The sequence below is a fragment of the Deltaproteobacteria bacterium genome, assembly GCA_026388415.1.
GTDB lineage: Bacteria > Desulfobacterota > Syntrophia > Syntrophales > JACQWR01 > JAPLJV01.
The window spans coordinates 1-25700 of record JAPLJV010000065.1 but is presented as its reverse complement, the minus strand read 5'-3'; the positions used below and the strand labels follow the sequence as shown (position 1 = coordinate 25700).

27 protein-coding genes and 6 tRNA genes are annotated in these 25700 nt (G+C 50.3%); 1 reads left to right on the top strand and 32 read right to left on the bottom strand.

Annotated elements, in window-relative coordinates; translation table 11 throughout:
• Positions 1 to 20 precede the first annotated feature (20 nt).
• From rpsJ to NT140_13320, 21 genes are all read right to left on the bottom strand, one after another.
• Entirely contained in the window at positions 21 to 329 is a 309-nt protein-coding gene (rpsJ, locus tag NT140_13420) for a 30S ribosomal protein S10 (GenBank protein MCX5832853.1), read from the bottom strand.
• 47 nt (positions 330 to 376) lie between these two features.
• Positions 377 to 1570 carry an elongation factor Tu gene (gene tuf, locus NT140_13415; protein MCX5832852.1) on the bottom strand — a complete coding sequence of 398 codons (1194 nt, stop codon included), beginning with the start codon at positions 1568 to 1570 and terminating at the stop codon, positions 377 to 379.
• Positions 1571 to 1589: 19 nt separating this feature from the next.
• Positions 1590 to 2060, bottom strand: a complete 471-nt coding sequence (gene rpsG / locus NT140_13410) for a 30S ribosomal protein S7 (protein MCX5832851.1) — start codon at positions 2058 to 2060, stop codon at positions 1590 to 1592.
• Between the two features lie 25 nt (positions 2061 to 2085).
• Complete coding sequence (gene rpsL / locus NT140_13405; GenBank protein MCX5832850.1) at positions 2086 to 2457, bottom strand: 30S ribosomal protein S12; 372 nt, start codon at positions 2455 to 2457, stop codon at positions 2086 to 2088.
• A 64-nt stretch (positions 2458 to 2521) separates the two neighbouring features.
• The gene (gene rpoC / locus NT140_13400; GenBank protein ID MCX5832849.1) at positions 2522 to 6676 is read right to left on the bottom strand and encodes a DNA-directed RNA polymerase subunit beta'; all 4155 of its coding nucleotides are present in this window, start codon (positions 6674 to 6676) and stop codon (positions 2522 to 2524) included.
• Positions 6677 to 6741: 65 nt separating this feature from the next.
• The gene (rpoB, locus tag NT140_13395; protein ID MCX5832848.1) at positions 6742 to 10830 is read right to left on the bottom strand and encodes a DNA-directed RNA polymerase subunit beta; all 4089 of its coding nucleotides are present in this window, start codon (positions 10828 to 10830) and stop codon (positions 6742 to 6744) included.
• An 88-nt stretch (positions 10831 to 10918) separates the two neighbouring features.
• Positions 10919 to 11299, bottom strand: coding sequence for a 50S ribosomal protein L7/L12 (gene rplL / locus NT140_13390; GenBank protein MCX5832847.1), 381 nt, complete (start codon positions 11297 to 11299; stop codon positions 10919 to 10921).
• A gap of 24 nt (positions 11300 to 11323) precedes the next feature.
• A complete protein-coding gene (gene rplJ / locus NT140_13385; GenBank protein MCX5832846.1) occupies positions 11324 to 11848 on the bottom strand; it encodes a 50S ribosomal protein L10 in 525 nt (174 codons plus the stop codon).
• A 236-nt stretch (positions 11849 to 12084) separates the two neighbouring features.
• Entirely contained in the window at positions 12085 to 12780 is a 696-nt protein-coding gene (rplA, locus tag NT140_13380) for a 50S ribosomal protein L1 (protein MCX5832845.1), read from the bottom strand.
• A gap of 32 nt (positions 12781 to 12812) precedes the next feature.
• A complete protein-coding gene (rplK, locus tag NT140_13375) occupies positions 12813 to 13238 on the bottom strand; it encodes a 50S ribosomal protein L11 (GenBank protein ID MCX5832844.1) in 426 nt (141 codons plus the stop codon).
• Positions 13239 to 13278: 40 nt separating this feature from the next.
• A complete protein-coding gene (gene nusG, locus NT140_13370) occupies positions 13279 to 13809 on the bottom strand; it encodes a transcription termination/antitermination protein NusG (GenBank protein MCX5832843.1) in 531 nt (176 codons plus the stop codon).
• A gap of 4 nt (positions 13810 to 13813) precedes the next feature.
• Positions 13814 to 14017, bottom strand: a complete 204-nt coding sequence (gene secE / locus NT140_13365; GenBank protein ID MCX5832842.1) for a preprotein translocase subunit SecE — start codon at positions 14015 to 14017, stop codon at positions 13814 to 13816.
• Positions 14018 to 14043: 26 nt separating this feature from the next.
• Positions 14044 to 14120, bottom strand: a tRNA-Trp gene (locus NT140_13360).
• A 21-nt stretch (positions 14121 to 14141) separates the two neighbouring features.
• Entirely contained in the window at positions 14142 to 14291 is a 150-nt protein-coding gene (rpmG, locus tag NT140_13355; protein MCX5832841.1) for a 50S ribosomal protein L33, read from the bottom strand.
• A gap of 31 nt (positions 14292 to 14322) precedes the next feature.
• Positions 14323 to 14398: transfer RNA gene (locus NT140_13350), tRNA-Thr, on the bottom strand.
• Between the two features lie 16 nt (positions 14399 to 14414).
• Positions 14415 to 14490: transfer RNA gene (locus tag NT140_13345), tRNA-Gly, on the bottom strand.
• A gap of 8 nt (positions 14491 to 14498) precedes the next feature.
• Positions 14499 to 14583: transfer RNA gene (locus tag NT140_13340), tRNA-Tyr, on the bottom strand.
• A 25-nt stretch (positions 14584 to 14608) separates the two neighbouring features.
• A tRNA-Thr gene (locus NT140_13335) sits at positions 14609 to 14681 on the bottom strand.
• A 136-nt stretch (positions 14682 to 14817) separates the two neighbouring features.
• Positions 14818 to 15414 carry an AmmeMemoRadiSam system protein A gene (amrA, locus tag NT140_13330; protein ID MCX5832840.1) on the bottom strand — a complete coding sequence of 199 codons (597 nt, stop codon included), beginning with the start codon at positions 15412 to 15414 and terminating at the stop codon, positions 14818 to 14820.
• An 18-nt stretch (positions 15415 to 15432) separates the two neighbouring features.
• On the bottom strand, positions 15433 to 16263 hold the full coding sequence (gene amrB / locus NT140_13325) for an AmmeMemoRadiSam system protein B (GenBank protein MCX5832839.1): 831 nt from the start codon (positions 16261 to 16263) through the stop codon (positions 15433 to 15435).
• Between the two features lie 36 nt (positions 16264 to 16299).
• A complete protein-coding gene (locus tag NT140_13320; GenBank protein MCX5832838.1) occupies positions 16300 to 16713 on the bottom strand; it encodes a DUF1178 family protein in 414 nt (137 codons plus the stop codon).
• Positions 16714 to 16802: 89 nt separating this feature from the next.
• Here NT140_13320 and NT140_13315 point away from each other — a divergent pair.
• Positions 16803 to 16879 (top strand) — tRNA-Pro (locus NT140_13315).
• An 84-nt stretch (positions 16880 to 16963) separates the two neighbouring features.
• On the opposite strand, the gene NT140_13310 is transcribed toward NT140_13315, so the two are convergent.
• From NT140_13310 to NT140_13260, 11 genes are all read right to left on the bottom strand, one after another.
• A complete protein-coding gene (locus tag NT140_13310) occupies positions 16964 to 18163 on the bottom strand; it encodes a type II secretion system F family protein (GenBank protein MCX5832837.1) in 1200 nt (399 codons plus the stop codon).
• Between the two features lie 2 nt (positions 18164 to 18165).
• Positions 18166 to 18939 carry a 23S rRNA (guanosine(2251)-2'-O)-methyltransferase RlmB gene (gene rlmB, locus NT140_13305; GenBank protein ID MCX5832836.1) on the bottom strand — a complete coding sequence of 258 codons (774 nt, stop codon included), beginning with the start codon at positions 18937 to 18939 and terminating at the stop codon, positions 18166 to 18168.
• Positions 18920 to 19192 (bottom strand): DNA-directed RNA polymerase subunit omega, encoded by a 273-nt coding sequence (gene rpoZ / locus NT140_13300; protein MCX5832835.1) that lies wholly within the window; start codon positions 19190 to 19192, stop codon positions 18920 to 18922. Before rpoZ ends, rlmB begins: the two co-directional genes overlap by 20 nt.
• A 40-nt stretch (positions 19193 to 19232) precedes the next feature.
• Positions 19233 to 19856 (bottom strand): guanylate kinase, encoded by a 624-nt coding sequence (gene gmk, locus NT140_13295; GenBank protein MCX5832834.1) that lies wholly within the window; start codon positions 19854 to 19856, stop codon positions 19233 to 19235.
• The gene (locus tag NT140_13290) at positions 19849 to 20730 is read right to left on the bottom strand and encodes a YicC family protein (protein MCX5832833.1); all 882 of its coding nucleotides are present in this window, start codon (positions 20728 to 20730) and stop codon (positions 19849 to 19851) included. The genes gmk and NT140_13290 overlap by 8 nt, the downstream gene beginning before the upstream one ends.
• A gap of 3 nt (positions 20731 to 20733) precedes the next feature.
• The gene (locus NT140_13285) at positions 20734 to 21270 is read right to left on the bottom strand and encodes a DUF4416 family protein (GenBank protein MCX5832832.1); all 537 of its coding nucleotides are present in this window, start codon (positions 21268 to 21270) and stop codon (positions 20734 to 20736) included.
• Positions 21267 to 22226, bottom strand: a complete 960-nt coding sequence (gene rfaE1, locus NT140_13280) for a D-glycero-beta-D-manno-heptose-7-phosphate kinase (protein ID MCX5832831.1) — start codon at positions 22224 to 22226, stop codon at positions 21267 to 21269. The genes NT140_13285 and rfaE1 overlap by 4 nt, the downstream gene beginning before the upstream one ends.
• A gap of 316 nt (positions 22227 to 22542) precedes the next feature.
• Complete coding sequence (locus NT140_13275) at positions 22543 to 22839, bottom strand: hypothetical protein (protein MCX5832830.1); 297 nt, start codon at positions 22837 to 22839, stop codon at positions 22543 to 22545.
• Positions 22840 to 22921: 82 nt separating this feature from the next.
• Positions 22922 to 23260 carry a hypothetical protein gene (locus NT140_13270; protein ID MCX5832829.1) on the bottom strand — a complete coding sequence of 113 codons (339 nt, stop codon included), beginning with the start codon at positions 23258 to 23260 and terminating at the stop codon, positions 22922 to 22924.
• A 162-nt stretch (positions 23261 to 23422) separates the two neighbouring features.
• Positions 23423 to 23707 carry a hypothetical protein gene (locus tag NT140_13265; GenBank protein ID MCX5832828.1) on the bottom strand — a complete coding sequence of 95 codons (285 nt, stop codon included), beginning with the start codon at positions 23705 to 23707 and terminating at the stop codon, positions 23423 to 23425.
• A 187-nt stretch (positions 23708 to 23894) separates the two neighbouring features.
• Positions 23895 to 25463, bottom strand: a complete 1569-nt coding sequence (locus NT140_13260) for a hypothetical protein (GenBank protein MCX5832827.1) — start codon at positions 25461 to 25463, stop codon at positions 23895 to 23897.
• Positions 25464 to 25700 lie beyond the last annotated feature (237 nt).

The window sequence follows — 25700 nt, the reverse complement described above, 5'->3', positions numbered from 1 at the left end:
TTTTATTCCCTCTATGGAAGCTAAGCCTTGATCTCTACATCAACTCCTGCCGAAAGGTCCAGTTTCATAAGCGCATCTACTGTTGATTGCGTCGGCTCGATGATATCAATTAATCTCTTATGTGTCCGGATCTCGAATTGTTCCCTCGATTTCTTGTCCACGTGCGGTGAACGGTTTACGCAGTACTTATTTATCTCCGTAGGCAGCGGCACGGGACCGGCTATCCTGGCACCGGTCCTCTTGGCGGTTTCAATAATTTCCCCGACAGACCTGTCCAACAATTTGGAATCGTAGGCTTTAAGACGGATTCTAATCTTCTGTTCTTTCATTTCCACTCAACCTTAACCCCGATAAACGGGATAAGTTAACGAACCGGTTACGCAATAACCTTACTTACTACTCCCGCCCCTACGGTCCTGCCGCCTTCCCGGATGGCAAAACGGAGCTGCTCTTCCATGGCAATGGGCGTAATCAACTCAATTTCCATATTTACATTGTCACCGGGCATCACCATTTCCACGTCCTGCGGTAAGGTTGCTATGCCCGTCACATCGGTCGTCCGAAAATAAAACTGGGGACGATAACCGTTAAAGAAGGGCGTGTGCCGACCGCCTTCTTCCTTGGTCAATATATAAACCGTCGCCTGGAACTTGGTATGCGGCGTTATGGAGCCGGGCTTGGCCACCACCTGGCCTCTCTCTACCTCTTCACGCTTAATGCCGCGGATCAACAAACCGACATCGTCTCCGGCCCGGCCTTCATCCAGTGTCTTGCGAAACATTTCCACACCAGTGCAGACGCTCTTTATCGTGGGCCTGATGCCAATAATTTCAACCTCTTCACCGACTTTGACGATACCGCGATCAATCCTGCCCGTAACCACAGTGCCGCGCCCAGAGATGGTAAACACATCGCCCACCGGCATCAGGAATGGTTTGTCAAGGTCACGTACGGGTTGGGGAATGTAGTTATCTATGGCATCCATTAACTCGTCAATGCACTTGACATCCGGGGCCTTCGTATCTTCCTGCTCCAAGGCCTTCAACGCTGAACCGCGGATGATAGGAATGTCGTCGCCCGGGAATTCATAAGCAGTAAGAAGCTCTCTTAACTCCAGTTCCACCAGATCCAGAAGCTCCGGATCATCAACCAGGTCAACTTTATTTAAAAATACTACCATATAAGGAACCTGCACCTGACGCGCCAAAAGGATGTGCTCTCTGGTCTGTGGCATGGGACCATCGGAGGCCGCAACCACAAGAATGGCGCCGTCCATGTGCGCCGCTCCCGAAATCATGTTCTTTATGTAATCGGCGTGTCCCGGACAATCAACATGCGCGTAATGACGCTTGGTGGTTTCATATTCCACATGGGCAATGTTGATGGTTACACCCCTTTCCTTTTCTTCAGGGGCATTATCTATGGAATCAAAAGGCCTGAATTCCGCCAAACCTCTCTTGGCCAGATGCTTCGTAATCGCTGCCGTTAAGGTCGTCTTGCCGTGATCCACGTGCCCTATCGTTCCGATATTGAGATGCGGCTTGTTCCTTTCAAATTTTTTCTTGGCCATTTCCGTTTACCTCCTTATGCTAAAATCTATAATGCGCAAACGCTTTATTTGCTTCCGCCATTTTATGAACGCTTTCCTTCTTTTTGATCGCCGCACCCCTGTTGTTGGCCGCATCCATCAACTCTGCCGCCAGCTTCTCTCTCATGGTCTTCTCACCACGCTCACGGGCATGCAGGATCAACCAGCGGATGCCCAAGGCCACCCGCCGGGGCGATGCCACCTCGGTGGGAACCTGGTAGGTGGAACCTCCTACGCGCCTGGCTTTAACTTCAATAACCGGCTTCACATTGCTTACTGCCTTTTCAAACACCTCCACCGGCGCCTCTTTGCTCTTTTTTTCAATGAGATCAAAAGCGCCATAAAGTATCGCCTCGGCAATGCTCTTTTTACCTCTCTTCAAGAGGCTGTTGATAAACTTTGCCACGAGCTCGTTATTATACTTCGGGTCCGGCAATATCTCTCTTTTGGCTATCTCTCTTCTTCTCGGCATAATGCTGTTTCCTAACCCAGACTAATTAACTCGGCCTTTTGGCCCCATATTTGGACCGGCTCTGTTTTCTATCTTGAACGCCCACGGCGTCAAGCGTACCTCTTATAATATGATACCGCACACCGGGAAGATCCTTCACCCTCCCCCCCCGCACCAGAACGACGGAATGCTCCTGAAGATTATGACCTACTCCGGGGATATAGGAAGTCACTTCATAACCGCTGGTGAGGCGAACTCTTGCCACTTTCCTCAATGCCGAATTCGGCTTTTTGGGTGTCGTCGTATATACCCGGACACAAACGCCTCTTCTCTGAGGAGAACTGGCAAGCGCCGGTGTCGTCACCTTTTGCCCTATCTTCGCTCTTCCCTTGCGGACTAACTGATTGACTGTCGGCATTACTCTTCCCCTTGCTGTTGCATTGCTCTATTACTTTTTGGTGCTGCAAAAGATGGTTTAACTATCAATTAGCTTCCATTGTGTCAAGCTTTTTCTCATCATTATTCTCGCCATCTTGGTCTACTTCCGGATCAGGCGGAACAATTTCATCTGTTTCCGTCTTGATGCCGAGCTTACGGTACAGGGAAAGCCCCGTACCGGCAGGGATCAGTCTCCCCATAATGACATTCTCTTTGAGACCCCGCAGATAGTCGGTCTTGCCGGCCATGCTGGCTTCCGTAAGCACACGCGTGGTCTCCTGAAAGGAAGCTGCCGAGATAAAGCTCTGTGTGCTTAAGGACGCCTTGGTGATACCCAGCAGGATCGGCTTCCCCACCGCCGGTTTCCCGCCCTTTTCCAATACCTTATCGTTTTCCTCCTGGAGACGGTGTTTTTCGACCTGCTCGTCACCGATGAAAGACGTATCACCCGCATCGACAATCTTTACCCGCCGCAGCATCTGACGGACAATAACTTCCATATGCTTGTCATTAATTTTTACTCCTTGCAGACGATAAACTTCCTGCACTTCGTCCACGAGGTACTTGGCCAGCTCTTTTTCTCCCTTAATGGCGAGAAGATCATGGGGATTGTGAATCCCATCCATAAGCGGCTCTCCCGCTGTCACCCGGTCGCCTTCCTGAACACTGACGTGCTTACCCTTGGGTATCAGGTATTCTTTCTCTTCTCCCACATCGGGAGTCACGACGATCTTCCGCTTTCCCTTGGCATCTTTACCGTAGGAGACGACGCCGTCAATTTCACTGATGACGGCATATTCCTTCGGTTTGCGCGCCTCGAAAAGTTCCGCTACCCGCGGCAAACCTCCAGTGATATCCTTCGTCTTGGTCGTTTCCCGGGGTATCTTGGCCAGAATGTCGCCGGCGCTCACCGGATCGCCTTCAGAAACGACCAGATTGGCACCCACCGAAAGCAAATGCCTGGCTACAGCATTGGAACCCGGTACCTTGGCCGTTCTCCCCTTGCTATCCTTGATAGAGACACGCGGCCGCAAATCTGCTCCCTTGAATTCAACGATAACCTTGCGGGATAAGCCGGTTACCTCATCAACCTGCTCCTGCATGGTCTTGCCTTCAACAATATCGCCAAACTTTATTGTGCCATCAACTTCGGCCAGGATCGGTATAGAGAATGGATCCCATTCCGCAATTAAATCACCACGTTTGACGCGGCTGCCATCTTGAGACTTTAGATGGGCGCCATAGGGAACAGTATACTTGCCGCGACTGCGGTCCTGCTCATCCAACACGTGAATTTCACCGTGGCGCTTCATCACGACGAGATCGCCGACTTTACTTTTTATCGTGTGGAAATTCACGAACTTGACAATACCATCATGCCTTGCTTCCAGCGTGGAATGCTCCTCAAATTTCGCTGTGCCACCGATGTGAAAGGTTCTCATCGTCAACTGGGTTCCCGGCTCGCCAATGGACTGAGCAGCCACGATCCCCACGGCTTCACCGATATTGACAAGATGGCCATGAGCAAGATCCCGACCATAACACATGGCGCAGACACCGTGTTTCGAGCGGCAGGTGAGCACCGACCGGATGTTTACTTTTTCAATGCCGGCCCGGTCCATTCTCTCAGCCATCGTTTCATCAATTTCCTGATTTTTATTCAACAGTATCTCGCCGGTAAAGGGGTCAATGATTTCCGTGAGCGCGACCCGACCCAGAACCCGTTCCCCCGCCGTCTCGATGATCTCGCCGCCTTCCATCAGCGCCGCTACAAAGATACCGTCAATAGTGCCGCAGTTTTCTTCAGTAATTATGCAGTCCTGAGCCACATCAACCAGTCGCCGGGTAAGGTAACCGGAATTGGCGGTCTTGAGGGCCGTGTCGGCCAGCCCTTTCCGCGCACCGTGGGTGGATATGAAATACTGGAGCACCGTTAACCCTTCGCGGAAGTTAGCCGTGATGGGGGTTTCAATAATTTCACCGGACGGCTTGGCCATCAAACCTCTCATTCCCGCCAACTGCCGGAGCTGCACGGCGCTGCCACGGGCGCCGGAATCGGCCATCATGAAAATCGGGTTAAAACTGCCGATTCTTGTTTTGATCCCGTCTTTACCCACTACTTCTTCGGTGCTGATGCCGCTTAACATTTCCGCGGCAATATTCTCCGTTGCCTGGGCCCAGATATCAATGACCTTGTTGTAACGTTCTCCGTCAGTGATCAGACCATCCATATACTGCTTCTGAATTTTCAGCACGTCCTTGTCGGCCCGGGCCACTATCTCCTTCTTATTGGCCGGGATGATCATGTTGTGGACGGCAAAGGATATCCCGGCTTTCGTGGCATACTTGAAGCCCAGATCCTTTAGGCGGTCAGCCAGGACAACCGTTGTTTTATCGCCGCAAGACCGGTAGCAATAATCAATTAAATTGGCCAGTTCCTTCTTGTTCATGACCTTGTTGATCAGATCAAAGGAAAGTTCTTCCGGGATAATTTCATAAAGTATGACCCGACCAACAGTAGTTTCCTTAATCTCGCCGCCGATACGCACCTTAATCCTGGCGCGGAGGTCAACCACATTATTGTCGTAGGCGCTGCGGACTTCCTCAGGTCCGGAAAAGGTCATGCCCTCGCCTTTGGAGCCATTTTTATCACGGGTCAAATAGTAGATCCCGAGCACTATATCCTGACTCGGAATAATAATGGGCTTCCCGTTTGCCGGCGAGAGGATGTTATTAGTGGACATCATCAGCACCCGAGCTTCCGCCTGAGCCTCAATGGACAAAGGTATATGCACCGCCATCTGGTCGCCGTCAAAATCGGCATTGAAGGCCGTGCAAACCAAGGGGTGCAACTGAATGGCCTTGCCCTCAATCAGGATCGGCTCGAAAGCCTGCAAGCCAAGCCGGTGCAAAGTAGGCGCCCTGTTCAGCATGACCGGATATTCGCGCACAACCTCATCCAGGGCATCCCAAACTTCCGCGGTTTCCTTCTCCACAATCTTTTTGGCGCTCTTTACGGTAGTTACATAGCCTTTTTCCTGCAAGCGGTTGTAAATAAAAGGCTTGAAAAGTTCAAGCGCCATTTTCTTGGGCAACCCGCACTGATGCAATCTCAAGTCCGGCCCTACCGTAATGACGGAACGACCGGAATAGTCAACACGTTTCCCGAGCAAATTCTGACGGAACCGCCCCTGCTTTCCCTTGAGCATGTCCGATAGCGAGCGGAGCGGCCGCTTGTTCGAGCCGGTAATCGCCCTACCCCTCCGGCCGTTGTCAAAAAGTACATCCACGGCCTCCTGGAGCATTCGCTTCTCGTTTCTGATGATTATCTCCGGAGCATTCAATTCCTGCAGCCGCTTCAGACGGTTATTCCTGTTTATCACTCTTCGGTAGAGATCGTTCAGATCCGACGTGGCAAACCGCCCGCCGTCAAGCGGCACCAAGGGACGCAAATCGGGAGGAATAACGGGCAGGATGGTGAGAACCATCCACTCCGGCCGGTTCTGTGACTTTTTCAAGGCTTCCATCACCTTAAGCCTCTTGATCGCCTTTTTCCGCTTGGTATCCGAAGTGGCAGTCTTAACTTCTACACGCAGGGTCTCGACCATTTCGGCAACCTGCACTTCCTCGAGAAGTTTTCTCACCGCCTCCGCCCCGATGCCCACCTCAAAGGCATCGGCGCCGCTCTGCTCCCTCAGATCATAATACTCCTCTTCTGAAAGAAGCTGTTTCTTCTTTAAATTTGTATTCTTAGGATCCATGACGATCCAGGATTCAAAATAAAGAATTTTTTCCAGCTCTTTCAGCGTCAGATCGAGGACATTGCCGATCCGACTCGGCAGGCTTTTAAGAAACCAGATATGGGCCACCGGTGTTGCCAGGGTAATGTGGCCCATCCTTTCCCGGCGAACCTTGGACGGTATAACGTCCACACCGCACTTTTCACAGACGATGCCGCGGTGCTTCATACGTTTGTAACGTCCGCAGAGACACTCATAATCTTTCACTGGTCCAAAAATTTTCGCGCAAAAAAGACCGTCCCGCTCCGGTTTAAAGGTACGGTAGTTGATCGTCTCAGGCTTTTTCACTTCGCCGTGAGACCAGGAAAGGATCACCTCTGGTGAGGCGATGGATATATTGATGGCATCAAACCTGATCGGATCTTTCGGCTTCTCAAAATAGGTAAAAACGTCTTCCACTTATTGTCTCCTCCAAAACAGCGATCATTATTGTGATGCAATAACGAATGGTTCCGGCTGTCTAACTACTCTTCAATCAAATCCACGTTCAGGCAAAGGCTTTGCAGCTCCTTGACAAGAACGTTAAAGGACTCGGGAAGCCCTGGTTCAAAAGTATGTTCTCCCTTGACTATTGCCTCATAAATCCTCGTTCTGCCGACAACATCATCGGACTTGATGGTCAGGAATTCCTGGAGGGAATAGGCGGCGCCATAGGCCTCCATGGCCCAGACCTCCATCTCGCCCAGCCTCTGACCGCCGAATTGCGCTTTTCCTCCCAGCGGCTGCTGGGTCACTAAGGAATAAGGACCAATGGAGCGGGCGTGAATCTTGTTATCCACCAGATGGTGCAGCTTTAACATGTAAATCATGCCCACGGTTATTTCCTGATCGAAGGGCTCCCCCGTGCGACCGTCGTAGAGGGTGGTTTGTCCTGTTTCGGAAAGACCGGCCTTATGAAGCATTTCCCGGATATCACCCTCATTGGCGCCATCAAAAACAGGAGATGCCATCGGGATGCCCTTCTTCAAACGAATGGCCAGTTGTCCGACCTCTTCCTCGCTCGCCCCATCGACAAAACTTTCAAAGGCCGGCGAGGCATAAATATTTTTCAACTTCTGCTTCAACCCCTTATGATCCGTCTTTTTAGCCAGCAGGTCGTTGATACCGTCTCCCAGACCTTTCGACGCCCAACCGAGATGCGTCTCCAGTATCTGACCGACATTCATGCGGGAAGGAACACCCAGCGGATTTAAGACTATATCCACCGGAGTGCCATCCTCGAAGTAAGGCATATCTTCCTCGGGCAGGATGCGGGACAAAACGCCCTTGTTGCCATGCCGACCGGCCATCTTATCCCCGACGGAAAGCTTTCTCTTGATTGCCACATAAACCTTGACTAATCTGATCACACCGGGCGGCAGTTCGTCGCTGGCTTTGAGCTTTTCCAGTTTTGTTTCAAAAAGGGCCTCGACGGCCGCCACTTTTCTTTCCAGATTGGCCAGCAAAACCCTGATATTTTCCTCGGTGGCCTCTTCTTCCACAAGGGCGATGTTACTCCAGAATTCGAAGGGGATAGCTCCCAGCAGTCCGGCCGAGATCACGTCACCTTTTTTCAGCAGGATCTTCTTCTTTTTCGGATCGGATACCCGTGCGGAGCAAACCTTCCCGATCAGCATCCCGGCCACTTTACTTCTGACCGTCTCTGTGAGAATTCTCACCTCATCATCTCTATCTTTGCTCAGAGCCTGGATGGCTTCATTCTCAATGGCTTGCGATCTTTGATCACGTTCTGTCCCTTTGCGGGAGAAAATCTTCGCATCAATGATTGTACCTTCCACACCAGGGGGCACCCGCAAAGAAGTATCGCGAACATCGCTGGCTTTTTCGCCGAATATGGTACGCAGCAGCTTCTCCTCGGGAGAAAGTTGCGTCTCACCCTTCGGGGTTATCTTGCCCACCAGAATATCACCGGGATTTACCGACATGCCGATACGAATGATACCACTTTCATCAAGGTTTCGAAGCGCCTCTTCCCCAACGTTGGGAATATCTTTTGTTATCTCCTCTATGCCGAGCTTTGTATCCCGGGCCATGGTTTCAAATTCCTCGATATGGATAGAGGTATAGATATCCTCCTTGGCAATTCTTTCACTGATCAGGATCGAGTCCTCGTAATTGTATCCTCCCCAGGACATAAACGCCACCATGACATTTCTTCCCAGGGCCAGCTCTCCATTATCGGTGGCCGGACCGTCGGCAATAATCTCACCTTTCTTTACCTGGTGTCCGACATCAACAATGGGCTTTTGATTGAAGCAGGTATCCTGATTGGAACGCTGGTACTTGACAAGATTGTATATATCAACCCCCGTATCGAACCCACTGTTTTGTACATTTTGACATTTGATGACGATGCGATTAGCATCCACGCTCTCGACAATACCATTCCGCCTGGCCACAACAACAGCGCCGGAATCCCTGGCTACAATTGCCTCCATACCCGTGCCGACCAGGGGAATCTCGGGTTTCATGAGCGGTACGGCCTGCCGCTGCATGTTGGAACCCATCAGCGCCCGGTTGGCATCATCATGTTCCAAAAAAGGAATAAGGGTGGCGGCCACGCTGACTAACTGGTTGGGCGATACGTCCATCATGTTTATATCTTGCGGTACGACAGTGAGAAAATCACCGCCTCTCCTGGCCGAAATCAGTTCTCCGACAAACCTCCCCTGCTTGTCGAGCGGTCTGTCCGCCTGAGCTATAATCAGATTTTCTTCCTCGATAGCCGTCAGAAAACGGACATCCTCCAGCACTTTCCCGTCTTTTACGACACGATAGGGCGTTTCTATAAAGCCGAACTCATTGACCCGGGCATAGGTGCTAAGCGAAACGATGAGACCGATATTAGGACCTTCCGGGGTCTCTACCGGGCAGATGCGACCATAGTGGGTGGGATGGACATCCCGCACTTCAAAGCCGGCCCGCTCCCGCGTAAGACCACCGGGGCCAAGGGCCGAAAGTCTCCTCTTATGGGTAATCTCGGACAGGGGGTTGGTCTGATCCATAAACTGCGACAATTGACTGCTGCCGAAAAACTCATTCACCACCGCCGAAACGGGCTTGGCATTTACCAGGTCATGGGGCATCAATGTTTCAATGTCCTGGAGACTCATCTTTTCCTTGATGGCCCGCTCCATCCTCACCAAACCGATCCGATACTGGTTTTCTATCAGCTCTCCTACGGACCTGACGCGCCTGTTACCCAGGTGATCAATGTCATCAACGCTGCAATCACCCGCGCCCCTCTTCAGATCAAGGAGATACTTGACGGCCGCCAGGATATCCTCCTTCAACAAAACCGTGACATCGGTGGGCACGTTGAGGCGCAGTTTATAATTCATCTTCGCCCTTCCCACATCGGAAAGGTCATAACTCTCCGGCTCAAAAAACAGACTATTAAAAAATTTTCTGGCCGTCTCCATGGTGGGGGGATTGCTGGGCCTCAGCCGCCGGTAGATCTCGATAATTGCTTCGTCGGCTGAGGTAACTCTATCCAGAAGCATAGTCTCTCTTATGGAGGCGTTTTCCTTCTCCTCATCTATCTGGATTAGACGTATCTCCCCCAGTCCTTTTTCCAGCAAGAGCTCCAAAGCGCCGTCGGTTAACTCCTCATTGCTGTGCAGCAGGACTTCTCCCGTTTCCAGGTCATTGATATCGGCAGCAATAATTTTGCCAACAACATCTTCATGTTTCAGTTTAATGCGCTTGATACCGGTTTCTAACATTTTCCTGATCAGGGGTTTGGTTAATTTTCTTCCTTTTTTTGCCAGCACTTCTTTTGCACCAGGCATCGTTATATCTTCAGGCGCCTTGCGTCCGACCAGCGAGTCGTCAACAGCCAGGAATAACTGTTCGCCCTTGAAAAAAACACGCTCGATATTATAAAAATAGTTGAGTATTTCTTCGTTAGAATTACCAATGGCCTTGAGCAGGATGGTAACGGGCATCTTTCTTCTTCTGTCTATCCGCACATAAAGGATATCTTTGGAATCGAACTCGAAATCAAGCCAGGAACCACGAATCGGAATGATCCGGGATGAATAGATGACTTTCCCGCTGGCAACCGTTTTCCCCTTGTCATGGTCAAAGAAGATGCCCGGAGACCGGTGCAACTGACTGACAATAACCCTCTCCGTCCCGTTGACGATGAAGGTACCGTTTTCGGTCATCAAGGGTAATTCACCGAAGTATATCTCCTGTTCCTTGATGTCCCTGATAGGCCGTTGCTCGGAACTGCGATCGGTATCGAAGACAACCAATCTGGCCACTATCTTCAAGGGCGCCGCGTAAGTCATCCCCTTCTGGAGACATTCCTTGACATCATACCGGACATCGCCGATCTTATAACTTACGAATTCAAGCGAACATTTCCGGCTGAAATCGGAAATGGGAAAAACGCTTTTGAACGCACCCTGGAGACCGTAATTCACCCTCTTGGCCGGCGCCACGTCCTTCTGCAGAAACCTTTCATAAGACTTGAGCTGGATGTCAATCAAGTTAGGGATATCCCATACCTTTTTAATACGGCCAAAATATTTTCTTAGTTCACCCATAGTATCCTTATTGCCACTGCTGCCATTGCCGATTGGTCACTGGTCTACCCGCAAACACAACCTTGTGCCATCAACTATTGACCAATGCCTACTTTACTTCGACGGTACCGCCAACTTCTTCAATTTTCTTTTTAATATCGGCGGCTTCATCCTTGGAAACTGCTTCCTTGATTGCCTTGGGCGCCCCTTCTACCAAATCCTTGGCTTCCTTGAGACCCAAACCGGTGATGGCGCGGACAACTTTAATAACCTGTATCTTCTGCTCACCAAAACCAGTTAAAACGGCATCAAATTCAGTTTTCTCCTCGGCCGGCGCGGCCTGTTCTCCACCGCCGGCGGCCGCCATCGCCACGGGAGCGGCAGCGCTAACGCCAAACCGTGCCTCCAATTCCTTCACCAGTTGAGAAAGTTCCAGGACCGTCATACCCTCAATAAATTTTACCACATCGTCTTTTGTAATCTCACTCATGACACTAATTCCTTCCTATATGTTTTAGTTTTCCGGTTCTTTTTTAACTCGATAAGCATCGAGCACCTGAACAAAACCTCTTGGCACTGCACTGAGCACATTGACAAGCGACGTCTGAACGGCAACAAAGATAGAGAGCAGTTTACCCAGCAGGACTTCCCGGCTCGGCAACTCGGCCAACTGACCCAATTGTTCCCTGGTCAGAAACTTGCCATCCAGCATGCCTCCCTTAATCTCGATTTCAGCGTTTTTCTTGGCAAACTCCACCAAGACCTTCGTTGACTGAACAACATCCCCATGATTCAAGGTTACAGCCAGGGGACCTTTAAAATGCTCTTGCATCGTCCCATAGGGTGTTTCCTGGGATGCGATCCTCAAGAGTGTATTCTTGACCACCTTTAGTTCCGCATCTGATTTACGCAGGGCATTCCTCAGCTCCGTCATCTTTCGCACGCTCAAGCCGCTGAAATTGGCAAAAATTGCCATTTTCGACTCCTTCAATTTTTCATGAAGCTCAGCAGCAACCAGCTCCTTCGTCCTCCGATCCAATCTTTCCGCCTCCTTCCTACCGTTATGTCTTGATTTCCAAAACCACGATCAGCAAATAATCTAACATCAGAGAACAGGACAACATACAGGAATTAATCAAGCACCGCACGGGCACCGCATTGTGAAAGACAGAAACGATGATGACGTTTTGACCTCACAATCAAGCATGACGGGTCTCGGCAGGCCTTATACCGTTTAAACTCCTGTACCTGCTGTCTCAGACTTAAGTAAAACTATTAAACACTTCTCACATCTAAGGGGTCAACCTTTACCCCAGGCCCCATCGTACTGGACAGCGATATGCCCCGAACATAGGTGCCCTTGCTGGAAGACGGCTTCAGCTTGATGACAGCATCGAGGAGGGCCAGGACATTTTCCCGCAACTTATCCGCCCCAAAGGAAACCTTGCCTACGGGGCTGTGCACAATCCCCGCCTTTTCTACACGAAATTCCACCTTACCTGCTTTCAGCTCTCTGACGGCGGTTGCCACGTCAAAGGTAACCGTACCTACCTTGGGATTGGGCATCAGACCCCGAGGGCCCAATATCTTACCCAGTTTGCCGACACTTCCCATCATATCGGGAGTGGCGACCACGCGGTCAAACTCCAGCCATCCTGATTTTATTTTCTCGATGATATCGTCAGCGCCGACATAGTCCGCACCGGCATCCAGAGCCTCCTTTTCCTTTTCACCCTTGGCAAAAGCCAGCACTCGGACCGTCTTGCCCAACCCGTTGGGTAAAACCACGCTTCCTCTGACCATCTGGTCGGCATGCGCCGGGTTCACTCCCAGACGGATGGCCGCATCCACTGTTTCATCGAATTTCACCCGGGCCGCTCCAACCACGAGGGCCACGCTCTCCTGAAGGCTGTACCTTTTCCCCGCCTCCACCTTGCTCTTTGCTTCTAAAAAACCTTTTCCTTTAGACATGATAAAACCTCGACATCAATTTCATTTATCCATTATCCGGCGATTTCAATCCCCATAGACCGCGCCGTACCTTCAACAATCCTGATGGCGCCAGCCATATCAATGGCATTCAGATCATTGTATTTCAATTCGGCAATCTCCCTGATCTGACTTCCCGTTAACAGAGCTACTTTTTCTTTTTTCGGATTGCCGGCCCCCTTGGCTATCTTGGCAGCCTGTTTCAGCAGGACGGAGGCCGGCGGAGTCTTGGTTATAAAGGTAAACGACCGATCGGCATAGACAGTTATAACGACGGGGATTACCGTTCCTTCCTGATTCTGCGTCATGGCGTTGTACGCCTTGCAGAATTCCATAATGTTTACCCCGTGCTGCCCTAAAGCCGGCCCGACGGGAGGAGATGGCGTCGCTTTGCCTGCCTTGAGCTGGAGTTTAATATTCGCTATAATCTTCTTTGCCATGCTGATCACCCTATCCGTAGTAAATAGTAACGCCTGCCACTCACACTTGAGTAACCTGAATAAAATCCAATTCCACCGGCGTTTGCCTGCCAAAAATGCTTACAATAACGCGCAACTTGCCCTTCTCTGCCTTCACCTCATCAATGACACCGTCAAAGTTCGTGAAGGGGCCGTCAATGATTTTCACATGATCACCCACTTCAAATTTGAATTTGGGCTTGGGCTTCAATGTCCCCTCATCAATCCTCGTACGCAGCAGATCCACATCCTTGTCCGAGATGGGAAATGGTTTATCCTTGCTGCCGATGAAGCCGGTCACCTTTGGGGTGTCCTTCACCACATGCCAGGTTTCGTCGTTCAACTCCATTCTGACCAGTATATAGCCCGGGAAAAACTTCCTTTTGGAAGTCTTTTTTTCTCCTGATACCAATTCCACAACGTCTTCTTCCGGGATAAGAATATCGGGGAAAAATTCCTCCATGCCCGCAGAGGCAACCCTTTCCTGCAAGGAAACCTTGACCCGATTTTCAAAACCGGAATACGTATGAACGACATACCACCTGAAGGCCATTTACTTAACCCAGTATTAATTTTATTATTTTCGTCAACCCTAAATCCACCAAACTCAGAAATACCGACACAATAATCACGACCACGATTACCACTGCCGTTGAGGCCAAGGCCTGCTTGCGGGTAGGCCACGTCACCTTTTTCAGTTCCGCCCTGGCTTCGCTCAAAAAGCGCTTCACACGGGCCAAAATTTCGCTTAGCTTTACCATCCCTCACCTTCTTACAAAACAATAAATGGCAGGCCAGGAGGGACTTGAACCCCCAACATCCGGATTTGGAGTCCGGCGCTCTAGCCATTAGAGCTACTGGCCTGTTTTCACGCCAAAACACCAGCTATTTTGTTTCCCGATGCACTTTATGGGACCGGCAGAACCGACAATATTTCTTTAATTCCAAACGGTTCTGCATGGTCCTTTTATTTTTAGTCGTTGTGTAATTCCGTTGCCGACACTCCGTGCAAGCCAAGGTAATGATGTTTCTCATAATTAACCCATTCACTCCCAATTCTCTGTAATGGAGCCCACGACCAGGATTGAACTGGTGACCTCATCCTTACCAAGGATGTGCTCTACCGACTGAGCTACGTGGGCAAATCACCATCAATTATGGAGCGGGAAACGGGATTCGAACCCGCGACCCTCAGCTTGGAAGGCTGACGCTCTAGCCCCTGAGCTACTCCCGCTAAAAAACTGGTGGAGGGGGGAGGGTTCGAACCTCCGTAGGCTCCGCCGGCAGATTTACAGTCTGCTCCCTTTAACCACTCGGGAACCCCTCCGTCGCAGTAATACACTAATAACCGGAGCTGGCGATGGGACTCGAACCCGCAACCTGCTGATTACAAATCAGCTGCTCTACCGATTGAGCTACGCCAGCCGAATCCACCACCGCTCTCTTTCCTGACCCTCTGTCATCGGCAAGCAACAACAAATGCCGCTCAAACCGCGAATCGCGGAACTTAGTTTGAATGCGTCCGTTTGTCAAGCAAATTTTTACATTATTTAATTGAAGCCTAAGTATTTTCGCGAATCTGTTCTTCATCAGCACCGACAATATCTGCTGAAAATATAAAAATCCTGGTCTGCTTATCCTGCCAGGCATCAGACGGCAGCCTCGCTTTATGACAAGTTTGCTGGAGAAAGGTCAGCCGATCCCATTTATAGTCCGTTGCCACCTGCGGCAGCAACAGGCCACTGTGCCCCCCCTGAACGATGTAAAGACCGTGACGGCCGACTTCAATTTCGGAAATATCTTTAATTTCCAGCAAAGGCGAAAGAATTGATATTTCCACTGTAATATCGGGCCACTCTTCCTGCTGCAAAGGCGAAAATCTCGGATCGTGAAAAGCTGCCGCGACCGCCATTTCTGCAACGGTAACATACAGGGGTTTTCTGGCCTCTATATAACCAATGCAGCCCCGCAACTGACCATGTTTTTCGAGAGTCACAAAAGCGCCTCTCTCTTGCTGGAATATTTCCGGTAACTCAGGTAGTTCCGAAACAACTTTTCCCGCCAGCGCCGCCTCAATTCTGGTCCGGACTATTTTTAGCAGCAATTTTTTATCCGCAGCGGTTAACCCAACACCGGCACCGTCACACTTCCCTATCATCTTCGTCCCTCCGGATTGCTAATCGGTACAGAACATAGCGGCCCCATAGCCCACGACACTTTGCTTATCGCCTGTAACGTCTCCCGAATTGGCATACCGCAAAAGCTTGGCGCTGGAAGCCCCCATCCTTGTTGCCGCCATCATCGTCACGGCGGCCGGTCCTCCCCCGCAAGCCTCAAATTGCCGCTCCTCCAGGCCCTTTAAAAAACCTTCGGCATCCATTTTCTCTAAATAGCCCAGCGCCAGCGCATCCAACTTCAGCGCCTGGTCATAACTGTGGAAGTGGGAAAGATCGGAACTACCTACAACTAAAATCTTTTTCTGGCCCACTGCCTTGACAATGGCCGCTGCCAAATCCTCACAGGTCTTGCGGTCCTGGTCTCCCATCAGCAGGGGAACAAAGGAAAATTCACCCAGCACATACTGCAGAAAGGGAAGTTGAATTTCGATCGAATGCTCCAGCAGGTGGGCAGAAGGATTCGCCGCCACCAAACGACTTTCCGATTTGATCCGGTCGGCAAGTGAGCTGTCCACAAGAACTGTACCCAGCGGCGTTTCATACCCGCCTTGGTCATAAATGGAAATCCCCCGGAAGGAGAGGCGGTGGCTCGGACCGATTACAATAACCGCATCAAAAACATGCCCTTGCAGCATTTTATAAGCATAAGCGGCCACCTGGCCAGAATAAATGTAGCCGGCATGCGGCGCCACCAGACCAACAATTTTGCCCTGAATTGACTCTTCAGGGACTCGCTGGAAAAAGTCGTCTATGCTTGTCCGCAAGATCCTGGGATTACCTGGATACCAGGAACCGGCAAGGGATGATTTTCTAATCTTATCGGACGTCACAATTACCCCATTTTTTTGACCGGCAACCATTCATGATCAACTGTCAAACTTCGGAGCGGGAATTTTGATAAAATGGATACCTTCTTCCCGGAGCGCCTCTTCTTCATCTCTCGTGGTAGTACCTTTAATATTCCGCTCGGTCTCCTCACCATTGTGAATGCGGGTAGCAACTTCGGCAAAGCTCGCGCCGACATCTTCAAAATTTTTATCAATAAATTCACTTAACATCTGCAGAGCTTGCAGAGGAGAAATTTCCTCTTGTTTTGTTTTCTCTACCGCGCTGTCCCTGCTCACAACAGTAAGGGAAGAAGGCGCAATCTCTGCATTAGAACTACCGCAGATGGGGCAACTGATAAGCTTCTGGCCTTTTTGCTCTTCGAAAGCCTTCCTGTTCTGGAACCAGCCCTCGAACTTGTGGGCGTTCTCGCATTTCAGATCGTAAATAATCACAAACCCTCACCTATCCGTTATCATTACACTTCTGACATAAAAAAAGTAATGGACAATTGAATACAAATTATATATGGTGCGCTGGGTATCGGGATGTGGCCCAGCTTGGTAGGGCACTGCGTTCGGGACGCAGGAGTCGCGCGTTCAAATCGCGCCATCCCGACCATTTTTTTCATTCACGATCTTTCCTGCCGGACACTGGCATTTCCCTTGCGCACCGCTTGACAATTGCCCCCAACCTACCCCGCGGCTAACCGGCCGCCTTGAAGATGGGCAGATACATGGCGATGAGTATAAAGCCTACTATGGGCCCCAGAATCATCATCATGAGAGGCTCCAGCATCGCCGTCAACCCTGCAACCGCCGCATCCACCTCATCATCGTAGAAATCGGCGATTTTCTCTAACATGGCGTCCAAGGCGCCCGTCGCCTCACCGACGGCAATCATCTGCACGACCATTCCGGGAAAGATGTCCGTTTCCGCCAGGGGTTCGGCAATCGTTCTCCCTTCGCTGATGCTCTGCTTCGTTTTGACCAAGGCGAGCTCGATGATTTTGTTTCCCGCAGTCCTGCTCACGATGTCGAGCCCTTCCAGGATCGAGACACCGCTTTGCATCATCGTGGAAAGGGTCCTCGAAAACCTGGACACGGCCACTTTCTTCAGAAGCGGACCAAAGATCGGGGCTTTCAAGATCAGCGCATCGAAGAAAAGTGTCCCCTTTTCGGTCGCATAGTACTTTTTTAATCCATAACGGAGTGCCATCACACTGACGATCGCGTGGAACCAGTACTTCTGACAGGCCTGGCTTACGTCCACCAGAAACTGCGTCGGTCCGGGCAGGGCTCCACCCATCCCTTCGAACATTTTCTGGAAAGTCGGGACGACAAAAATCAGGAGTCCGGCCACGATAGCGGTCGCGATGACCAGAACGATGATCGGATAGGACATTGCCCCCTTGACCTGGCCTTTCAGTTTCAGCGCCTTCTCCATGTAACCGGACAGACGCCCGAGAACCACGTCCAGAATACCGCCGACCTCGCCCGCCGCCACGAGATTGACGAAAAGGGCGTCAAATATTTCCGGATATTTCCTGAGGGCGTCGGTCAGCGTTGAGCCTCCTTCAATATCCGCCTTGATGGTCCCGATCACCTTGGAGAAGGTCTTGTTCTGCTCCTGCCTGCCAAGGAGGTCGAGACACTGAATCAGAGGCAGACCCGCACTGATCATCGTGGAGAATATCCGGCAAAAGACCACCACATCTTTCTCCGTGATCTTCTGCTGCATGAAAGCGACGTTTTCAAAGAGATCTTTCGGTTTTTTCTTTACCGTAAAATCCTTGTACCCCTGACGGCGCAATATTCCTTTGACCGCTGCCTCGTCGGCGGCTTCCGTTTCCCCTTTTTTGGACTCACCCTTTTTGGTCGTTGCTGACCATAAAAATATCGGCATCGCTAATTCTTCCTTCCCTGTTTTCTCGCTATCTCATTCATAATGATACCTGCGGCAACGGAAACGTTTAAAGAATGAAGACTGCCCGCCATGGGAATGGACAACAGGAAATCGCACTTTTTTCTGACGAGCGGCCTGATGCCGCTACCTTCGCTGCCCATTACCAAGCAAACCGGCCCTGCATCGGCAAACTGGTTTACGTCCGTACCCTGGTCGGCATCGGCGCCGTAGATCCAAAAGCCTTTCTCCTTCAAGTAGTCAATGGTCCGGGCAAGATTTACCTCCCGAGTTACTGGCAGCCAGTAGGCCGCTCCGGCAGAGGCCTTGATTACCGTCGCCGTGATCGCCGCCGCCCTATCTTCCGGTATTACTACCCCCTTGGCACCCAGACAATGAGCTGTTCTGATCAGCGCGCCCAGATTATGCGGATCCGTTATGCCATCAAGCATCAGGATAAGATTTGCCTGCGTGCTGTTGGCAATCAATGCGTCTATATTGACATAGGCATAGGCTGCGCACAAAGCAGCAATGCCTTGGTGGGCGCCGTCGCCGGACACCTGGTCGAGATAGGACTTGTCTTTGCAGGCTACCGGTATGCCCTTTACCGACGCCCACGACAGGATATTGTCAACTGCCGCCCCTTTTCTGCCGGCCGCCACAATAATCTCGCTTATCCCCTGACCACCCTGTCTTATCCGTTCCAAAAGTGGATTTATTCCGTATATAATAAGTGGCGCCAAGCACTCCGGCGGGTTGCTAATCCGTGTATTCTTCATCGCCGATAAATTCAGTGTCATCCGGGATTTGCCTATAATACACCTTAGCCCCCCGCAAACGCTCCGGATAAGCGTACATGACCTTGCCTTCGGCTATTTCACGCAGCGCCGACACAACTTCCCGGTTATTTCTGATCTCCGCCAAAGGTTGTGATCCTTTCAAAAGTTGCCTGGCCCTTTTTGCCGTCAGTAAAACGAGGGCAAATCTGTTTTTGGCGTTTCTTAAGGAATCCTCAACTGTAATTCTTGCCATCTTTTCTCCTGCCTCCAATTTATATTCAATATTTGTTCATTCATCCCTGGTCAAAAAGACTGTTAATCCGCCCCATCAAGCGCTCCCGCCTTGTTTTTTCCGCCAGATAAATGGCGTTCATCTGATCCACCGCCTCAACGAGGCGGTCATTGAATATTACATAATCATACCACACAACCGCCCTGCTTTCCTCACGCGCCTTATGCAGACGCTCCTTGATGGCATCTTCTTCCTCGCATCCTCTTTTTATCAACCTGTTTTTCAATTCTAACCAGGAAGGGGGAAGAATGAAGACAAGAATACCACCCGGGAAGTTTATTTTTAATTCCTTGGCGCCCCGCGGTTCCACGTCAATGAGCAGATCAAAGCCCTGCTCCAGCAAGGGTTGAATTGTGGCCCGCGCCGTTCCATAGAACTGACCGTAGTTTTCCACCCACTCGACAAATTCACCCTGGGCAATTTTTTCTTTAAAGACTGCCGTGGAAATAAAATAATAATCCCTGCCGTCTTGTTCACCCGGGCGGGGCGTTCGGGTGGTATGGGACACGGAGAATCTCAGGTTCGGCCACTTATCAAGCAGACGCCGACAGATTGAAGTCTTGCCGGCCCCGGAAGGAGCGGAAATGACTACCAATAGGCCCAACTCTTTTTTATTATCATTCAAGATTTTGCACCTGTTCCCGTATGCGGGCCAGTTCACTTTTGATTTCTATGACCCCTATGGATATTTCCGCATCATTGCTCTTGGAACCGATGGTGTTGGCCTCCCGCCCCATCTCCTGGATGAGAAAATCAATCTTTCTTCCCACCGCCTCATCGCCTTTCAGCATCTCGATAAATTGAGCGATATGACTCCGAAAACGGACAATCTCTTCGGTAATGTCGCTTTTTTCAGCCATGATGGCGACTTCCTGCATTAAACGGGCGGCGTCAATCTCCATATTCCCCACCAGTTCCTTAATCCTCTCCGTCAATCGCTTCTGGTAGGCCGTAAGCACCTGAGGCACCCGATTCTGAATGATTTCAACAGTCTGCTCCACCACATTAATCCTGGAACGGAGATCCCGGACCAATGCTTCACCTTCCTTGGCCCGCATCACCATCAGCATGGCTACGGCCTCCTCCAGCAAAACTTCCAGCTTTTGCCAGACAGCCTCCAGGTCGTCATCATCCTGGGAAACAAAAATATCCCTAAATGAGGACATGACAGCCAGGCTTATCTCATCGGGCAGATCAAGCTCCTCTTTCATCTTACTGAGCAGCGAATGATAGTTTCTGAGGAGGGGCATATTGAGATCAAGACCGGCCCCTCTTTCAGGGGAAACACTGGAGTCCATCCGGACGCCAACCTCTATCTTGCCGCGGGAGAATTTGGCATTGATCTTCTTCTTTAACTCCAGTTCGAGGGAAGAAAGAGCGCCGGGCAAACGCAAGGATACTTCCAGGAAGCGGTGGTTCAAAGACTTGATCTCCACCACGATTCTCTTACCGCCCACAATGGCTTCGGCCCGCCCATAACCCGTCATACTTTTAATCATTTATCAATCCTGTCTATGTCCTTTAACCTGGACGACATATTTCGCCCGGAGGCGATTAAACATCCCCCGGGTCTCCTTTTCCCCGTAATCAGGATAAGTCCAGGGAAGCGTTTGAAAGGACTTCTCATAATACATCAAGGTCAGATCGGCATAAATGCCATCGCGCAGATAAGGGCGATGCGCATAACCTTTGCCGGTCGCCAGGATAAGGTGCGCCGATGATAAATAACCCGGATCTATGTTGACCCTGCGTCCGCCCGCCCGGGAAAATTCCTTCTCCATATCATTGGTCCGCAGCTTGACTTCCGGAAGTGATTCCGGCCGGATCAACGCGGCAAAAGCGACAAAAAGCCTTTCCATGTTCAAGCCCATCTCCCGGCAGTAGTAGTCGCTATACAAAAAAGGCCGGGCAGGGCTGATAAAGTCGGTTACGCCATATTCCTCGGTAAGTGCCGAAAGTACAGAGGGCAATACTACTTTTTCTGAAAAAAGGATACTGGTAAAAAGCTTTACGACCTCGGCCGGTTTCGGTTCGCTCATAGGGATTTGGCAAGCTCTTCCCGCGAAACCGTGGCCGTGCCGATCTTCCCCACGACGATCCCGGCAGCATGATTTGCCAGCACAGCCGCTTCCTTGAAGCTCGCGCCGGCCGCCATGGCCAGGGCAAAGACTCCTATGACAGTATCCCCGGCGCCCGTAACATCAAATACTTCCCTGGCCTCCGTGGGAAAGGGGGTATGGATCAAAGTGCTGCCCTTTTCAAAAAGGCTGATCCCCTCCTCCCCTTTAGTGATCAGCACCGCTTTAAAATCAAATCGTTCCATGAGGGTGGCGCCCGTCCGGCAAAGGTCGGCTTCATTGCTTATCTCTATGCCCAGCGCCCGCCCTGCCTCGTGGTGATTAGGTGTGATAACGTCAAAACCCCGATAGAAAGAAAAATCGTCCCGCTTCGGATCTACGCAAACAACCAGCTTCCGCCCAAAAACAACCTTTCTGATCCCGTCGAGCAGATCCTGGGTAATGAGACCTTTATTGTAATCGGAAACGACGATGGCCCCTATCTGATCACGCCGCGATTTTACATAAGCTATGATCCGCTTAATGCTGTCTTTCGCTACTGGATATCTGCTTTCCCGGTCAAATCTGACTATTTGCTGACCGTGGGCAACAACCCTGGTTTTCAAGGTCGTGGGACGTCCTTTTTCCACAATCACACCCTCGGTTTCGATCTGCCGGGCAAGAAATTCCTGGCACAATCTCTCGCCCATCTCATCGGCGCCCACAACGCCAGTCCCCAAGGCCCGGCCGCCAATGGCATGGATATTATTGAGCACGTTGGCAGAGCCGCCCAACATGATATTCTCAGCCTGGACATCCACCACCGGGACAGGCGCCTCCGGTGAAATACGCGCCACCTTTCCCCATATAAAGTGGTCGAGCATAATGTCTCCCACGACCAGAACCGCCGCCTCGGAGAAGTTGGCGATTATTTCCAACGCTCTATCCTTATTCAGTAAATTTGCGACGCGAGGGGTCCCCAAGATTTTAATGTCTTCAGTTTTCTTCATCATTGCAGCAACGGCCCAAATGCTTTTTTGGGGTCATGCTATAATTTATATCCTTGTTTTGTCAAATCTTTTCTCGAAAACCGGCAGGCGGGCACGGCTGCTATTCTGCCCTCTTCCTTTTGGAATATCCCTCTATCCCACACTACCTGGCAGAAAAAATAGAAATGTCGCAAGGGTTATTGCATGCGTTTTCATAAAATCCCTCCAATCAACGATAACGCCTTCGGAAGATTACAATCGCGCTTTATATTTGAAACTTGATCCCCCCGCAAATCTTAAGAGAATAGTTGAATATAAGGCAGCTAATGAAAGAAACGATGGCCACATCGAACCCAATAATTGCAGGTCCAGCTATGATGAGAATAATCGCCTCAATAACTGACAGTTTGTCCATCCAAAATAATACAGGAGCATCAAACGTAATTGAATAAAGGACATTCAAAACGATTACTATCAATCCGATAACAATGGAAAAGAATGTCATTGCTTTCACAAAAGAAGGAACATCAATCCGCTTTAACTCCCCCTGACTCTCAATCATGGTATTTACACCCCCTTTTTCTTTCAGCCTATCGCATACGTCTACTGTTTGTAACGAGTTTCGCATAAGGCCTTTACATGGTCTAATCAAAACCGGACTCCCATTCGTAAGATTCTACAAGCAGCCACTGCGATTGCATCAGCGCATCCTCCAACTTATATTGCTTCTCGATTATTTGCGGATTTTGACTGAGCGGATCGCTGGTAAAGCGCTTAACACACTCTTCGTTCCAGGCCACGGCTTCTGCCGAATTCAGTACCCATACAAAATTGGCATCAATGGGATTACCGAGATCAATTTCGCGCTCCTGATATCTTTTGATAAATTCACTACGGTTCCACCAATAGGGGAATGGCATCGTCAAGCCGGGGTCACCATTTCTGTATGGGAAAATATAGATTCTTTCAGACATCGCAGGCATATGGCAACTCACCCTATGGTATTATCAACAGCGTCCCCAATTCATGTTATTATCACTATGGCAACACAATACAAACGTCAAGGTCAGTAATGAATAATACATGGCTTCTTTCTTTGTAGGCCTGGGAGGCAGGAGCGGGTTTAAAGTAGCTCCGAGCCGTTGTCAGTCGTCATCATCGCTCAGGATCATATCCCAATAACGCTCCAAGCTTTGTTCTGCTTCCCCCATAGTCAGAAACGGCCCACTGATGGCCCTTGCCTGGCCGCCGCTTTCCAGAGCAAAGGCAATTTCTTCGGTTGACAAAGACCTGTGTTCCCCCGCTAGTTCTACGAACCAGTAGAGTCCGGCAAGATTCTTCAGCGGAATAATTGCAGCTTCAGCGGCTTGGATGTTCGGAGATCCTGATGAGGCGAATTTGCCTTCGAGAGTGCCCTTTCCCTCACCCATCGTTCGCGTGAAGAAGTACGTTGCCTCGCTCGTTTTCCCCTCCTTTTTATAAAAGCTTTGCTTATGCCCGTCAAACCTATTGAAAAGTTTATAGTCTTTAGCTGAGCCAGTTTAAAATTAAACCCGTATATGGCCTAAATCTGAGATTTCCGAGAGTGATCTCAAGTCTGGGCCGGCCCAAATACATTTATTTACTCGCTTCAGACTTTTTTGCGCCTTCATCTCCCTTCCTGGCCTCGGGCGGCTGCGATTTCATTTGTTCTGCCTTGATCCGCTTTTCCCGTGCCGGCTGCACACGAAATTCCTCATAGACTTCTTTGCCGAGGTAGAAGTTGATCGGATCTTGGGTGCCTCCAGATGGCTTGATATCCGGATGAGAGGCCATGCTGTAAAGCTCCAGTCCGCCCTTGACGGATTTCATCCTGAGAGGCTTTCCGTCAAAGGAATCGTTGGGAATCCGGTCTATGTAGTCCGGAACAAGTTCATCGAGCTTTTCCGGATAGTTTCCTTTTGTTGATTTGTATGCATTCATTGCAAAACCGAGATCGGCCAGTCCTTGATTGGTTTCATAGGACATGGCTCGATGAATGTAACGATCGTATCCAGCAGAACCAAGATTTACTGCGGTTAGAAGCCCTCTTGTGTTTTTCACGGCCTGAATTGCTTCCTTGTTATTGCGTTGGAGTTCTTCGTACGTCCAGACCGGCCTGGACATGATTGAGCTTTGTACTTTCTGTGCCTTCATGTCACCGGTGACGAAAAAAACCCGATAAAAGCTCATGAGAGGCGCCCATGACGACACATCCGAAAACGAGCCTCCTAAAGCAACGGCAGGAAGCCCCTGGCTCATCATTGCATACTCATATCGCAACGCCTTATAGATAGTTTCAAGGGCTGTTGCGTGTGTCTTTACGGGTAAGGGCTGCCTCAAGGCACGATCGGGCAGACGGGAAAGAACATACTCTGCTCCCCGCACTCGTCCATTATCTATGGCAAAGCTGACCAATGTCGCGATAAGGGTCCGATCCGTTCGGAAATGGTTTGACATTGTTTCTATCACCGACAGATCTTTCATGGCGCCTGCCGCATCCCCGGCATCGGCTTTCAGACAGGCCGAGTGATAGAGCAAGTCACCCATCCTGCGATAAGAACCGTATTGAGGAAGGGGCCATGCATAGGCAGGTTTTGTCATATCCACATCGTAGCTGAAGTTCGGCAGAGCGGCGGCCTTATAGAGGAGCTCCAGCGTTTTCCGGTTCTTCTCCACGAAATCGGCAATCTCCTGCCTGGATACATCGGCCGGCTTGTCTTTAATCCACTTTGGAAGGTCTTTCTCCGCCCCCAGTGATTTTGATGCCTGTTCATAAACCAGGCGCGCGTTCTGGGCATCGGGCGCACGAGGTGGCGTCATCTGCTGCAATAGATCTGTCGTTTCCGTTTGGAACCGGGCAAGTTCTTCACGGGCACTGTTGTCAATATAGATATAAGTGGCGACAGCGAAGACCGATACGATCAGGAAGGCTGCACCAAGCTTCATCCGTGGCCAGGCGGGAACTTGTGCTTCCTTTTTCAGTCTCAGAATATTCCTTACTTTCAACAGCCAGGTTTTCTCTGTTGATCCCTCTTCGCCTAGGGGCAATCTCATACCCTTTCGGTTAATGAGAAAATAGCCGATGGTAATGCCCAGCAGCAGTGATAGCGTGTACCAGAACGGCCACTGGGGTTCGATATTGTTAAAATATATCGTCCCTGTCAATATCGCTGCTGCGGCTATAGGAAGATACAGGATCCAGAATACATGCGGTAAACCACGCTTCACTGACTTTTTGTCCGAATGCGACGCGACGGCAACTAATACTAAGTTGCATTCATACATAAACTAATATATAATATCCTCCATAAAAAACTATGGAGGGAGATATGCGACCACCGACATTATTAAGCGATGACCAGAAGGAGCGATTAGAGCATCTATTGTCAAAGACAGAGACGA